Consider the following 13,418-nt stretch of genomic DNA (forward strand, 5'->3'; position numbering starts at 1 on the left):
TATAATGTATCTTCTTGGATTTGATGTCGGCAGTTCGTCCGTAAAAGCCTGTTTGTTGGAAGTTGAAACCGGTGCCGTAGTAGCCTCCGCGTTTTTCCCCGAATCGGAAATGCCCATCGACGCACCCTTGCCGGGTTATGCCGAACAGAATCCGGATGCTTGGTGGAAAAATGCCTGCCTGGCGTCGAAAACCGTGTTGTCGAAAGCCGGGGTAAAACCGGAAGACGTCAAAGCCATCGGCATTTCCTACCAGATGCACGGGTTGGTGGTCGTCGATCAGGCGTTGAATGTGCTGCGCCCGTCGATCATCTGGTGCGACAGCCGGGCGGTTTCCTACGGCGAAAAAGCGTTCGAAACCGTTGGCCGAACCAAAAGCCTCCAGCATCTGCTCAACTCGCCGGGCAACTTTACAGCCGCCAAACTGGCGTGGGTGAAGGAAAACGAACCGGCGGTTTACGATAAAATCCATAAATTCATGCTGCCGGGCGATTACCTGGCCGCCCGCATGACCGGCGAAATTGTCACGACGCCCTCCGGTTTGTCGGAAGGGATTCTCTGGGATTTTCAGGGCGGAAAACCGGCGGATTTTTTACTCGATTATTTCGGCTTCGATCCGTCGCTCGTCGCCGATTTGAAACCGACCTTTTCGGTTCAGGGTGAACTGACGTCGACAGCCGCCAGCGAGCTGGGTCTGGCTGCCGGAACCCCCATAACCTACCGGGCGGGCGATCAGCCCAACAACGCGTTCTCGCTCAACGTCCTGGAACCCAACGAAATTGCGGCCACCGCCGGAACGTCGGGCGTAGTCTATGGGGTCAGTGATCAGGCCAAATACGATTCGCAGTCGCGCGTAAACACCTTTCTGCACGTGAGCCACACGCCGGAAGCCCCGCGTTATGGCGTGTTGCTTTGCATCAACGGAACCGGCATTCTGAATAGCTGGCTGCGGAATCAGTTGCTGCGCGGAACGGTCGGTTACGCCGAAATGAACGAATTGGCGAGTCACGCGCCCGTCGGAGCCGACGGTTTGCTGTGTCTGCCGTTTGGCAACGGGGCCGAGCGTGTACTCGAAAACCGTGATCCGGGCGCTTCGTTCCATGGGTTGCAATTGACCCGCCACAGTCTTCCCCACTGGATTCGGGCGGCTCAGGAAGGCATCGTTTTTGCATTTTATTACGGCATTCAGGTCATGGAGCAGGTTGGTGTTGGGCTGAAAACCATCCGTGCCGGAGAAGCTAACATGTTCCTGAGTCCGCTCTTTCGCGACACGCTGGCTAACCTGACTGGTGCTGAAATTCAGCTCTTTAACACCGATGGCGCTCAGGGAGCTGCCCGTGGTGCCGGTTTGGGACTCGGTATCTACAAAAACCGTCAGGAAGCCTTTACGGGCCTGAAAGTGACCCGGACCATTGAACCCGATATGCGGGCGCAGGAAGCCTATCGCGATGCGTACGAAAAATGGCGGAAAGTGCTGGTGAAGTGATTCGGGCCTGAACCTACACGACTTCCTACTGTCCCCGGATCACGAGCTCCGGTTCGAGAATGACCTTCTGCAAATCCGTCGGCGCTATTTTTCCGTTGATGACGTTCAGCAGGATTTCAGCCGCCATAAACCCGATTTGGTAGGGATGCTGCTCCACCGACGCCAGGGGCGGGTGTTCGAGATAGGTATTCAAGGGCAGATTGGCAAAGCTCACAAATGCAATGTCGCGGTTGACCACCAGCCCGTAATTCCGGCAAACCTGCATGGCATCCAATGCTACGTAATCATTGAACGTTAATACGGCATCCGGTCGGGTTGTCGATGACAAAAGCTGGTTCATTTTCAGGGCGGTTTCCGGCGTCGTGAGGTCGCTTCGCTTGATCAGCGCATTTTCAACCGGCAATCCTTCTTCCACCAACGCCGTAATATAACCCCGATACCGCTCCTCGCTGGCGATCAGGGCGTGCGGGCCGTTCAGCAGTGCAATGCGTCGGTGACCGCGCCGGGCGAGCCATTTGGTGGCTTCATACGCCCCTTTCTCCATATTACATTCCACCTGATGGGCCGCAATGTGGGGCGGAATGCGGTCGAAAAGCACCAGCGGAATCTGACGATCCAATACTTCCTGAATGTGGTGAATCTGCTGGGTCTCCTTCGCAACTGATAACAACACCCCATCGACCCGGTTGGAAGCCAAAACCGTCAGAATCTGCTTCTCGCGGTCAAACCGGTCGTGGGATTGGTACAGAGCAACGGTCATGTGGTGTTCAAACGCCAGTTCTTCCACGCCGTTGATGACTTCCGAAAAAAAGTTCTCCCGGATTTCCGGCAACACCATGCCAATCACGCCCGTTCGGCCCCGCTGGAGATTTCGGGCCGTCGTGCTGGGCAGGTATTTTAACTGATCGGCCAGCGCATGAACGGCATCGCGGGTATACGCACTGATACGGGGATGGTTTTGCAACGCCCTGGATACGGTAGATGGCGATACATTTAATTGACGGGCAATCTCTTTAATGGTAACAACATCTTTCATGTTGATTCGCTGTCTGCCTTACAATTTACGCTTTTTGTCCATTATCCCGAAATTTTCTTCGGTTTTGCACAAACGTTTGCACACCTCAGAACAAACGTTTGCACAAGCCAAAACCGTCAGAATCAGGTTTATGAGTTCCCGGTTTTGGTTGATCAATTGTTACCTTTTCTTCAATTTTCGAAATCAACTAACTCAAATTCCTTCACAAAAGGTAACCCTAACGTAAGCCATGCCGACCTCTTCACGCCGAAACTTCCTGCGAACCGCTGCCCTCAGTACGGCGGCCGCACCCTTTATTCCTTCGTTATTCGAACCAGCTGCAGCGGCTTCCAACCCGTCGGCTTTGTCGCAGGTTCGGCTGGCTTTTATTGGAGTCGGTTCGCGGGGCCGCAGTCACGTTCGTCAGGCACTCTTCCGCGATGATGTGGTCATTACGGCCATTTGTGATCCGGATCCGGAAGCCATCAGCCGCACCAACGCCATGATCGAAAAAAGTGGCAAGAAAACGCCGGTGGCCTACACCAAAGGCGGGGAGGATTTTGTGAACATGCTTAAGCGCGACGACATCGACGGCGTTGTGATCGCGACGCCCTGGGAATGGCACGTTCCGATGGCTGTTGCCACCATGAAAGCCGGGAAATATGCGGGCGTGGAAGTATCGGCGACGGTCACCCTCAAAGAATCGTGGGATCTGGTCAATACGTTCGAGAAAACCGGATCGCACTGCATGATTCTGGAAAACGTCTGCTACCGGCGCGATGTACTGGCGGTTTTGAACATGATCCGTCAGGGCATGTTCGGCGAAATGCTGTACGCTCACTGCGGCTATCAGCACGATCTGCGGAACGTCAAATTCAATGGCGGCATGGGTAAAGAAGGCGTCGAATTTGGTGAGAAAGCCTATTCCGAAGCCCGCTGGCGGACGCAGCACTCCGTCGATCGCAACGGTGATTTGTACCCGACCCACGGCCTCGGCCCCGTGGCTCACTGGATGAACATCAACCGCGGCAACCGGTTTTTGTCGCTGACCTCAACCGCCACCAAAGCCCGCAGCCTGCACAAATACATCGTCGATAAGGGTGGGCCTGATCATCCCAACGCCAAAGTCAATTTCAAGTTGGGCGATGTGGTGACGACCGTCGTCAACTGTGCCAATGGCGAAAACATCGTGATCATGCACGATACGAACTCACCCCGGCCTTACTCACTCGGTTTTCGGGCGCAGGGAACGCAGGGCATCTGGATGGACGACGGCAAAACGATTTACCTGGAAGGAACAAGCCCGAAACCGCACCAGTGGGAACCGTTTGCGGGGTATCAGGATAAATACGATCACCCGCTCTGGAAACAGCATGGCCAAACCGCCCAGAGCGGTGGCCACGGCGGTATCGATTTCTTCGTGATGCGGGCCTTCATCGAATCCATCAAAGCCCAAACCGCTCCGCCGATCGATGTGTACGATGCCGCTGTCTGGAGCGCCATTAGCCCGCTGTCGGAACAGTCGATTGCGCAGGGCAGCAAACCGATTGAAATCCCGGATTTCACGCGCGGAAAGTGGAAAACAAACCGCCCCATTTTCGGCCTGAACGAAATTTATTAATAACCTGATTTGCTCAACTACCCGACCGGGTTGGAACCGTCTGGTTCTGACCCGGACACCCTTCCGTTGCCTTTACCCAATGCCCTAAGCCCTTTCCTTTTGCTTGTTAACGCTCCACTTTATCAATCAACCAACACATGAAACAGCTTTCCGTAAGTTTACTTCTGTGGCTATCGGTAACCGTTTGCGGTTATGCGCAGTCAGGCCTTCGGGGCACGGTCCGCGACGATGCCGGACAACCGCTGCCGGGTGCCACCATCATCGTCCGGGGAACCACGCAGGGAACCACCACCGACGATAAAGGGGCCTTCTCCGTTCGCGCAACGCCAGCCGATGTGCTGGAAATCAGCTCGATTGGGTATCAGGGAACGACCGTTACGGTCGGAAACCGCACGACGGTGGAAATCACGCTCAAAAAAGCCGACACCATGCTGGACGAGGTGGTCGTGATGGGCTATACCACGACGAACCAGCGCAACCTGACCGGTTCGGCGCAGGTCGTAACGGCCAAAGAACTGAAAGACGTAACGGCCAACAACGTTGGCCAACTATTGCAGGGAAAAGCGGCTGGCGTGTTTGTCGGCAACAGTTCCGGCGACCCGCGTACGCCCCCCAAAGTGTTGATCCGGGGTGTTGGGACGCTGACCGCCAGTTCCAATCCGCTGTACGTCGTCGATGGCGTCATTGGCGGGATTCCAAACCCCAGCGACATCGAATCGATGACGGTTTTGAAAGATGCTTCCGCAACGGCGCTATACGGCGCACGGGCTTCCAACGGCGTTATTGTGATCACGACCCGCCGGGGGGCTTCCGGCAAAACCCGCCTGACCGCGCGTCTGAATCAGGGCGTTGGCACCTTGAGTCTGGGCAACTTCCGGTTGCTGGACGGCCCGCAACTGTATGATTTACAGAAAAAAGTATTCCAGCGCGACCGGCCAACGGGGGTTCTCAACGATTATCTGCCCACGCCCGAAGCGAATGCCAACACCAACTGGTTCGATCAGGCGTTTCGGACAGCCACCAACACGCTGGCCGAACTGAGTGCGTCGGGTGGGAGCGACAAAACCAAGTTTTTCCTGAGTGGCAACTACTACAAGGAACAGGGTATTTTGCAGGGAACCGGGCTCGACCGGTTTGGCGGACGGTTGAATTTCAGCCACAACATCAGCGACAAATTCCGGGTCAGTCTGAATACCGCCGGGCTGTATACACGCGGTTATGACAACAGCAACGGCGGGCTTTATGCAGCTTACACCTACCTGCCCTACGACGATCCCTACTACAACGGACAACCGTATAACCCGGTGACGGGCGCGAAAAAATGGTATGGCCGCGATAACGCCAACTTCATTTACAACCGCCAGTTCAATACGTTCAATGAAAACACGATGTCGGCGGATGTGCTTTTCAAAGCCGAATACGACCTGTTGCCCTGGCTGACCTTGACGACGACCAACCGTGGACAGACCACTTATTACGGCAGCCAGAGCAGTCAGGACATGCGCGGCCCCAGTGCGCTGGATGTGCAGGGGCGGCTTTCCCGAACCAATACACGCGATTATACTTTGTTGACTTCTAACCTCTTACGGTTTAAACATAGTTTCGAGGGCGGACATACGCTGGACGGTTTGGCCGGTTACGAATTCCAGAATTATTATTACGAATCACTGGCGGCCACCGGAAAAGGGATTTTCTCGGGCCTGAGCATTCTGGATGCGACCTCACAACCCGAAACCATCGGCGGTACCAAAACCGACAATGCGTTTTCGTCGTACCTGTTTCAGGCCAACTACGGGTATCAGGACAAATACCTCGTCACCACTTCCTTCCGCCGGGACGGTTCGTCCAAGTTTGGCCGGGATAAGAAATACGGTAATTTCTATGCCGTCGGCCTGACCTGGAATGCCTCGAACGAAGCGTTTCTGCGCAGCAATCCGTTGCTGACCAATCTCAAATTCCGGCTGAGTTACGGAACCACCGGGAACGCCGACGGCATCAACGATTATGCCGCGCAGGGTTTGTATAACCTGACCGGGCAATACGCCGGTATTCCGTCGGCCTATCCGACCCGGATCGAAAACCCGAACCTGTCGTGGGAAGTGTCGAACAACACCAACTTTGGGATCGACGCCAGTTTGTGGAACCGGCTGTCGATCACCGTCGATCTGTATAACCGTCTGACCAACAACCTATTGTTTAATCGTCCCTTGCAGGCAACCAGCGGTTATTCGTTCATAACCGAAAACGTGGGAGCGGTTCGAAACAAAGGGCTGGAAGTGGTTTTGTCGGCGGATATTTTGCAGAAAACCGCCCTGAAATGGCGCATGGACATCAATGCCGGAATAAACCGCAACGCGGTGACGGCCCTCTACGGCGACCGGGTTTTGGTCGCCAACGGCCAGCGTCCGTATGCCCTCGATCAGCCGCTCAACAGTTGGTATTTGCGTCGGTGGATGGGCGTCGATCCGCAAACCGGTGGGCCGCTCTGGGAGAAAGTCGGCACCGACGGAACCAGCACCACCACGACCAATTACAACGACGCGACGATCCAGTTTATCGGCAGCAACGCCAACCCCAAACTGTTCGGCGGTTTTCGGCAGGTGCTGAGCTGGAAAGGGCTGGAACTGAACGCGTTCTTTACCTACAGCACCGGTGCTATTCTGTACAACGGCGACCGGAACCTGTTCGACAACGACGGCGCTTACGACCGCTACAACCTCATGGCGCTGCAGGATGGCTGGAGCCGCTGGGAACAGCCGGGCGACATTGCCACGCATCCGAAATACGTCATCGGCGGCAACAACAATGCCCAACGCCCCTCATCCCGGTTTCTGGAAAATGGCAATTACCTCCGGTTGCGCAACATCAGCTTGACGTATGATTTGCCAGCGGCTTTGGTCAGCAGAGCCAAACTGGACGGTGTCCGGCTGTCGGTTTCGGCGGATAACGTGTTCACGATCACGAAGTTTTCCGGCATTGATCCCGACGTAACCGAGACGGGCGAAGTAGGTACGAAATACCCATTCAGCCGGAAGTTGGTCTTTGGTCTCCAGTTTAACTTTTAATCATCAACACCCATGAAATTCACTCTTTCGCGCTTTTTATTGCTGGGTTGTGTGGTGGTAACCACCGCCTGCGAAATTGATACAACACCCTATAACGGTTTGTCTGAATCAGCCATCCTGCAAGGTGCGCAGGGTCTACGGGCGGCAACCGACGGGAATTATACGTTTCTCAAAGAATCCGATTATACCCGTAACCTGTTCATTATGAACGAATATCCGGGGGACAACCTGACGCTCAGCGGAACAACCACGGACGCGCTTTTCCTGACGTACACCTACCGGCACACCTCCGATCAGGCCAACGCGCTCCAGATTTACCGGAAAGCTTACCAGATTATCGTCGGTGCGAACAAAGTGATCGGGGCGGTTCAGGAAGGAACGTCAAAAGAAATGGACCAGATTCTGGGCGAGAATATTTTCCTGCGCGCCAGTGTCCATTTCGATCTGGTCCGGTTGTTCGGGCGGCCTTACAACCAGAGTCCGGAAACGAATCTGGGTGTGATCATCAAAACCGATACAAAAGCGGACGACAATGCCGCCCGGGCGACGGTGAAAGAGGTGTATGCGTTTGTGGTCAGTGAGTTGCAGAAAGCCGCCAAACTGATGACGGTTTCGCGGACCAGCAGTTATGCCACGGCCGCGGCCGCCAATGCGCTCCTTTCGCGGGTGTATCTCTACATGAACGACAATGCCAACGCCATCAAATACGCCGATCTGGTGATTACCGAAAACCGGTTTACGCTGGCGACACCGACGCAGGTGCCGGATTTTTACACGGTGGAAAACGAGCAAAATAAGGAAGTCATTCTGGCAATCAAACACACGCTGAAAGACGACCGCGCCTGGAGTTCGCTGGGATCGATGCTGTATACGTCGCCGGGTGGTGTCGGCTGGGGCGAGGTTTACGCGTCGCAGGATTACCAGGATCTGGTGAACAAATTTCCGAACGACAAACGCCGGTCGTTTATCGTGAAGAAGCTGACGGCGCAGGGCGCGCAGGAAAAACGGAACGGGATTGACAAAGTGTACGTCACGAAATTTTCCAACCAGGGCGGTATTGCCACACTCAGTTCGCCGATTCTGCTGCGGTTGTCGGAAGTGTACCTGAACCGGGCCGAAGCCTACGCCAAAACCGGCGCACCGGACAAGGCGATCGCGGATGTGAACCTGATTCGCCAACGGGCGGGCCTGAGCGGAACGGAGCTTTATTCGACAGCCGACCTGAAAGGATTGCCGACGGTTTTGGACGTGGTGTTGCAGGAACGTCGACTCGAACTGGCGTTTGAAGGCCACCGCGCCTACGACCTCTACCGCAATGGCCGGAGTCTGGTTCGCAATTATCCCGGTTATCACAACACCACGACCGGCCAGCAAACCGTTCCTGCCGACGACAAACAAGTGGTTCACCTGATTCCGGAAGCCGAAATTATCTTAAATTCCAACCTGAAACAGAACCCATTGTAGTGATTTGCTGATGAATGTCCTGACCCCGATCCTTTTTCTAGTAAGTTGGTTGATTACCCCGGCAACCGGTTCGCACGACGCGAATCGGTTGGCGGTTCCCCTCGGCGGCAATGCCTGGGTTTCGAAGTCGGGCAGCGGTTCCGAGAAAATCACCAACGACGGATTAACCGGCTGGACGTCTTCGGAAAGCGTGGTTTCCATCTACATCCGCTTCGACCGCGCCGGGAAGTTGAAACTCTCGGCAACCCTCAGCGTTCCGGAAGGCGAAAGCAAGCTACGGGTCAGTTTGTTGGGAAAACCGGTCGAGTTTTCGGCCGGCGGCAGCGCAGAGAAGGAATATTACCTCGGAGAATGGGCGGTGCCAAAACCGGGTTACGTCAAAATCGACGTTCAGGGTTTGGCGAAAACCGGTGCCACGTTCGGGCAGTTCCGCGAACTGGGCATCAGCGGGGATATGGTGGACGAAAAGACGGGTTTTGTCCGTAACAACAACGGCAATTATTTCCATTGGGGTCGTCGCGGGCCGTCGGTTCACCTGAAATATACCACGCCGGAGCATGTCGATTCCGAATGGTTTTACAACGAAATTACGGTTGCCGAAGGCAACGACGTGCTGGGTTCCTACTTCATGGCGAACGGTTTTGCCGAAGGGTATTTCGGCATGCAGGTGAATTCGCCGACGGAGCGCCGGATTCTGTTTTCGGTCTGGAGCCCATTTAAAACCGATAATCCCAAAGACATTCCCGACGACCAGAAAATTTTGCTGGAGAAAAAAGGCGAGGGCGTTACGACCAACGATTTCGGAAACGAAGGTTCGGGCGGGCAAAGCTACCGGCGTTACAACTGGAAAGCGGGCCACACCTACCGGTTTTTGCTCCGGGGCCGGCCAACGGAAAACGGCTATACGACTTACACGGCGTATTTCTCGGATTCCAGCGAGCAAGACTGGCAGTTGATCGCCAGTTTCAAACGACCCAAAACCACGACGTATTTAACATCGTTTCACTCTTTTTTGGAGAATTTCATGCCCAACACGGGTAACACAACCCGACAGGTAACCTTTGGGAATCAGTGGGTCCGAAGCAGGGAAGGAAACTGGCAGGAAATTATTAGGGCCAAATTTACCGGCGACGCCACCGCCCGGGCGGGCTTTCGGCTCGATTACGCGGGCGGTTTACAAGCCGGTGAAACGCAATTCTTCCTGAAAAACTGCGGTTTTTTCGACAACAACATTCCGCTCAATACGGACTTTACCCGGAAACCGCTCCAAAAAGCACCCTCGATTGATTTTTCCCGATTACCCTAATTTGTGATTGATTTGGCTATGTTTTTACCCCTTTCTATATCCACGCCCGGTCGTATCTGTTTGTTTGGAGAACACCAGGATTACCTCGGTTTACCGGTTATTGCTGCGGCCATTTCCAAACGAATCCAAATTACAGCTGAGCCCACCACCAAACCGGAGGTTCGGCTGTTTCTGCCCGACATTGACGCGGAGGAGCGGTTTTCGCTACGCACCTTTCCGCTTTCGTACCAGCACGACCGCGACTATTTTCGCTCGGCCATCAATGTGTTGCTGCGGGAAGGTTTTCGGTTTTCCAGCGGAATTCAGGGCGAAGTCCGGGGCAATATTCCCATCAATTCCGGCACCTCCAGTTCCTCGGCGCTGTTGATCACCTGGTTAGCTATTCTCAGTAAGTTAGCTGACAATCCGCAGCCGTTGTCGCCCAGGCAGCTGGCAGAACTCGCGTACCGGGCCGAAATCCTGGAATTTGGCGAACCCGGTGGTATGATGGATCATTACGCCACGGCGGTTGGCGGGGTGATTTACCTTGAATCCAAACCGGCCATTCATCTTGAGTCGTTTCAGTCTCAGTTGGGCACATTTGTGCTGGGTGATTCGCGCCAGCCGAAAGACACCATTGGCGTGTTGCGGCACGTCAAATTCGGGATGCTGGGAGCGATGGAGAAAATCCGGCAGTACGATCCCGGTTTTTCACTTGATTCGTGTCCACAGGAAAAAGTGGACGAATACCGCCACTTGCTGACGCCGGACGAAACCGTGCTGTTGAAAGGCAACCTGTCCGACCGCGATGTATTGCAGGAAGCCCTGACTATGTTCAAAACGGGCATCATCGACCACCAGCGACTGGGTGCTTTGTTAACGATTCATCAAACCAGCCTGCGGGAAGCCAAGCGTGTCTCGACCCCCAAAATCGACCGAATGATTGAAGAAGCCCTCAAGGCCGGGGCTTACGGCGGCAAAATCAACGGTTCCGGCGGTGGCGGCTGCATGTTTGCCTACGCGCCCGAAAACCCGGAAGCAGTGGCCGAAGCCATTGAGCGGGCGGGCGGAAAAGCGTACATCATCCAGGTTGATCAGGGCGTTTCAGTTCAGCCTCAGGTTCAGTCAGTTGAGTAGAATGTCTGATTTCGCCTGTTGCCCCTAAGTTCCGATCGGCCAGTGCCGGACTTTTTGAATCCGGATCAACCGCGCGTCGCAGTCCCATTCAGGGGATTCTGGGGCAACAGGCGAACGTTTTAAAATATTATCCTATAAATAATATAGATTTAGTTTGGAATATAAAAAACCGCCTTTTATTTTTGCATCATCATCTTGATTACTTGCAAAAGTAATTCCCGGTTGCCGGTGTGATGGTTTATACAGAAAGGGGGAGAGACAGGCTCGATGAACCCTTAGCAACTTTCCATTTAGTGGAATAAGTGCTAACCTGCCTAGTAGTAGGAACTATAAATGATCAACCATCATGAGCAATCAAACGTCAAAGCAACGTTGTGACCCCGATCAGGACTGGCATCTTTGTCCGATCCGGTAATCAGTTTCCACGTGCGAAAAGCCAGCGATTAGATCGTTGGCTTTTCGTTTTTATTCAAATTTTGATTTATTAGTAGGCCAGCAAACGGCCACAGGTGATGGTTGCCAGCCAGAGCAGCAGCGAACCAATGGCGGCCACTTTGGCCCCAATTGGCGTTGCGCCCGACTCCCAGCCGGCGGGCGCCCGAAACGTGATCCGGTGGAAAATAGCCACGTTAATGCCCGCGACAAGAATCAGGAACAGCTTCAATCCGAACATCGGATCGTTGCCCAGCGCTTCGGCATTGGTCGTAAAAAGCAGCATTCCGGACGGAATGACGAGCGCCAATCCGCGCCTTGACCAAGGCAAAACATGCGTTGCCAGATCGAAAACCGGTATTTTTTTGGAGAAACCCAACAAGCGGAAATCGAACAGAAACGCCCCACCAACGAGGAGAGCAAGCCCGGTAATGTGCACGATTTCGAGACCGGGATACAACCACGTCGATTGGCGGATGACAACGGCCAAAGTGGTATTTTCAACCCATTGCAGCCACTCGACGGGAAAGGTCAGCCTCATTTCCGCAGTTCAACTTTCTTGCCGTCGATGAAAATACGTTCGGCGCGCATTTCGCCTTTTTTAGTTTTATGCGGATACCCAACGACCCGCAATGAAACGCCTTTTTTCAGCATGTCGGCGGTGGCGCCCCGCTCCTGCATCCGGCTCGGAGGAGCCAAAACAACAAACCAGGTTTTGTCTTTATCTTTTACGTTGGCTGTAGCGTGCGGATTTTCATACTTCGATTCTTCGATGATTCCGGTATAATCCAGCACTTTGGTCTGGTCGTAATCGGCCCAACCGTGGTGTAAAGGAGCGAAAGCCGTTCCGAGGAAAAAAAGCAGCGCAAACGGCGTGATTTTCAGTAAGTTCATAATTGATTGGGTTTACGATCAAAGAGAAAAGACATGAGAGCACAGAGGAATCTCTCATCAATCAACAACCTGAAAAAAAGCGATTTGTTAACGTACCCATGGACTTTAGTCCGTGTTTTTTTGTGGGCCCGCTTTATGAAATTCTCAAAAAACACGGACTAAAGTCCGTGGGTACGTTAGCCTTTTTCCTGAACCAGAAAATCCTTCAGGCAACCGCGAATGGCTACGATCAAATCGTACTCATTGGCTTCCAGAACGAATTTTTCGGGGAGTTTGCAGAACTGCATAAACGCTGTCAGCCGTTCTTCTTTCAGTTCCGTAATGCGCGAAATCCAGATCGGATCCAAACGCGCCTGATACCGTTTTTTGTTTAATTCGGCCTGGTTGAACTGCTGGAGTTTCTTCTCGTTTTTGGCTTCTTTACTGAACCGGCCATAGAGGGCAGAAATCGGGCCTTTCAATGTCATTTTAGGAGCCAGAGTCGCGTAATCGTACCCCATTCGCCCGACGTTGCCGAGGGATACACCCACCAGTTCCGGGGCGGTCTTGATTTCGATGACTGGTTTTGGGGCAATGTTCAACTTCATGAATTCCTGCTTGAACCGGCTTTCGGTCCAGCCTTTGATCACTACTTCGTTCAGCATTTTTACGTCTTGAATCAGCTCAACGATCAATTCCTGCTCATCGATCGGAACAATTAGCTGGACGGTTTTATACCCAATACACGAAATTAGCAGGGTGTCATTCGGGGAAGCCGTGATCCGGAATTGTCCGGTTTCGGTGCTCATCGTCGCCCGGGAAAGCGAGGTGTTCTGTACCGTAGCCGAAACGATCGGTTTTTGGTTGCTTTTATCGACCACCGAACCGCTCCGGATCGTCTGAGCGTGGCCGATTGCCGACAGCAATACCAAAAAGAAAAGTAGTGTTTTTTTCATCTGCGCTGGAAACCGGTGCTATCATCCGAACGCAAACTAACCGATTTTAGGATAGTTTACCCGGTTTTTAACATTTTTTAGGGTTTC

The 13,418-nt window shown here is 53.7% G+C and carries 10 protein-coding genes and 1 riboswitch; of the genes, 6 read left to right on the plus strand and 4 right to left on the minus strand.

What is annotated here, in order from left to right; genetic code table 11:
- The first annotated feature begins 4 nt into the window (after positions 1-4).
- The gene (locus EHT25_RS09470; RefSeq protein WP_124873797.1) at positions 5-1,483 is read left to right on the plus strand and encodes a xylulokinase; all 1,479 of its coding nucleotides are present in this window, start codon (positions 5-7) and stop codon (positions 1,481-1,483) included.
- A gap of 25 nt (positions 1,484-1,508) precedes the next feature.
- Here EHT25_RS09470 and EHT25_RS09475 read toward each other — a convergent pair whose 3' ends face one another.
- Complete coding sequence (locus tag EHT25_RS09475) at positions 1,509-2,519, minus strand: LacI family DNA-binding transcriptional regulator (protein WP_124873799.1); 1,011 nt, start codon at positions 2,517-2,519, stop codon at positions 1,509-1,511.
- Positions 2,520-2,748: 229 nt separating this feature from the next.
- Here EHT25_RS09475 and EHT25_RS09480 point away from each other — a divergent pair, with 229 nt between their 5' ends.
- The 5 genes from EHT25_RS09480 (at position 2,749) to EHT25_RS09500 (ending at position 11,070) form a co-directional block, all read left to right on the plus strand.
- On the plus strand, positions 2,749-4,119 hold the full coding sequence (locus tag EHT25_RS09480) for a Gfo/Idh/MocA family protein (RefSeq protein WP_124873801.1): 1,371 nt from the start codon (positions 2,749-2,751) through the stop codon (positions 4,117-4,119).
- A gap of 137 nt (positions 4,120-4,256) precedes the next feature.
- On the plus strand, positions 4,257-7,184 hold the full coding sequence (locus tag EHT25_RS09485) for a SusC/RagA family TonB-linked outer membrane protein (protein WP_124873803.1): 2,928 nt from the start codon (positions 4,257-4,259) through the stop codon (positions 7,182-7,184).
- 12 nt (positions 7,185-7,196) lie between these two features.
- Positions 7,197-8,648 carry a RagB/SusD family nutrient uptake outer membrane protein gene (locus EHT25_RS09490; RefSeq protein WP_124873805.1) on the plus strand — a complete coding sequence of 484 codons (1,452 nt, stop codon included), beginning with the start codon at positions 7,197-7,199 and terminating at the stop codon, positions 8,646-8,648.
- Between the two features lie 10 nt (positions 8,649-8,658).
- Positions 8,659-9,954 (plus strand): DUF3472 domain-containing protein, encoded by a 1,296-nt coding sequence (locus tag EHT25_RS09495; protein WP_124873807.1) that lies wholly within the window; start codon positions 8,659-8,661, stop codon positions 9,952-9,954.
- Positions 9,955-9,972: 18 nt separating this feature from the next.
- Positions 9,973-11,070 (plus strand): mevalonate kinase family protein, encoded by a 1,098-nt coding sequence (locus EHT25_RS09500; protein ID WP_124873809.1) that lies wholly within the window; start codon positions 9,973-9,975, stop codon positions 11,068-11,070.
- Between the two features lie 235 nt (positions 11,071-11,305).
- Positions 11,306-11,406: riboswitch (SAM riboswitch) on the plus strand.
- A 148-nt stretch (positions 11,407-11,554) separates the two neighbouring features.
- Here EHT25_RS09500 and EHT25_RS09505 read toward each other — a convergent pair.
- The 3 genes from EHT25_RS09505 to EHT25_RS09515 all read right to left on the minus strand — a co-directional run bounded on the left by EHT25_RS09505 (position 11,555) and on the right by EHT25_RS09515 (position 13,331).
- Positions 11,555-12,043 (minus strand): DUF6644 family protein, encoded by a 489-nt coding sequence (locus EHT25_RS09505; RefSeq protein WP_124873811.1) that lies wholly within the window; start codon positions 12,041-12,043, stop codon positions 11,555-11,557.
- Positions 12,040-12,396: a DUF6152 family protein gene (locus EHT25_RS09510; protein ID WP_124873813.1), complete on the minus strand. Its 357-nt coding sequence runs from the start codon at positions 12,394-12,396 to the stop codon at positions 12,040-12,042. The genes EHT25_RS09505 and EHT25_RS09510 overlap by 4 nt, the downstream gene beginning before the upstream one ends.
- A gap of 176 nt (positions 12,397-12,572) precedes the next feature.
- Positions 12,573-13,331, minus strand: coding sequence for a carboxypeptidase-like regulatory domain-containing protein (locus EHT25_RS09515; RefSeq protein WP_124873815.1), 759 nt, complete (start codon positions 13,329-13,331; stop codon positions 12,573-12,575).
- Between the last annotated feature and the right edge of the window lie 87 nt (positions 13,332-13,418).

The sequence above is a fragment of the Larkinella rosea genome, from assembly GCF_003858635.1.
GTDB lineage: Bacteria > Bacteroidota > Bacteroidia > Cytophagales > Spirosomataceae > Larkinella > Larkinella rosea.

Excerpts from the sequence above, each read along its gene's own strand:
- EHT25_RS09470 (WP_124873797.1), top strand. The coding sequence starts at position 5 with ATGTATCTTCTTGGATTTGATGTCGGCAGTTCGTCCGTAAAAGCCTGT.
- EHT25_RS09475 (WP_124873799.1), bottom strand. The coding sequence starts at position 2,519 with ATGAAAGATGTTGTTACCATTAAAGAGATTGCCCGTCAATTAAATGTA.
- EHT25_RS09480 (WP_124873801.1), top strand. The coding sequence starts at position 2,749 with ATGCCGACCTCTTCACGCCGAAACTTCCTGCGAACCGCTGCCCTCAGT.
- EHT25_RS09485 (WP_124873803.1), top strand. The coding sequence starts at position 4,257 with ATGAAACAGCTTTCCGTAAGTTTACTTCTGTGGCTATCGGTAACCGTT.
- EHT25_RS09490 (WP_124873805.1), top strand. The coding sequence starts at position 7,197 with ATGAAATTCACTCTTTCGCGCTTTTTATTGCTGGGTTGTGTGGTGGTA.
- EHT25_RS09495 (WP_124873807.1), top strand. The coding sequence starts at position 8,659 with ATGAATGTCCTGACCCCGATCCTTTTTCTAGTAAGTTGGTTGATTACC.
- EHT25_RS09500 (WP_124873809.1), top strand. The coding sequence starts at position 9,973 with ATGTTTTTACCCCTTTCTATATCCACGCCCGGTCGTATCTGTTTGTTT.
- EHT25_RS09505 (WP_124873811.1), bottom strand. The coding sequence starts at position 12,043 with ATGAGGCTGACCTTTCCCGTCGAGTGGCTGCAATGGGTTGAAAATACC.
- EHT25_RS09510 (WP_124873813.1), bottom strand. The coding sequence starts at position 12,396 with ATGAACTTACTGAAAATCACGCCGTTTGCGCTGCTTTTTTTCCTCGGA.
- EHT25_RS09515 (WP_124873815.1), bottom strand. The coding sequence starts at position 13,331 with ATGAAAAAAACACTACTTTTCTTTTTGGTATTGCTGTCGGCAATCGGC.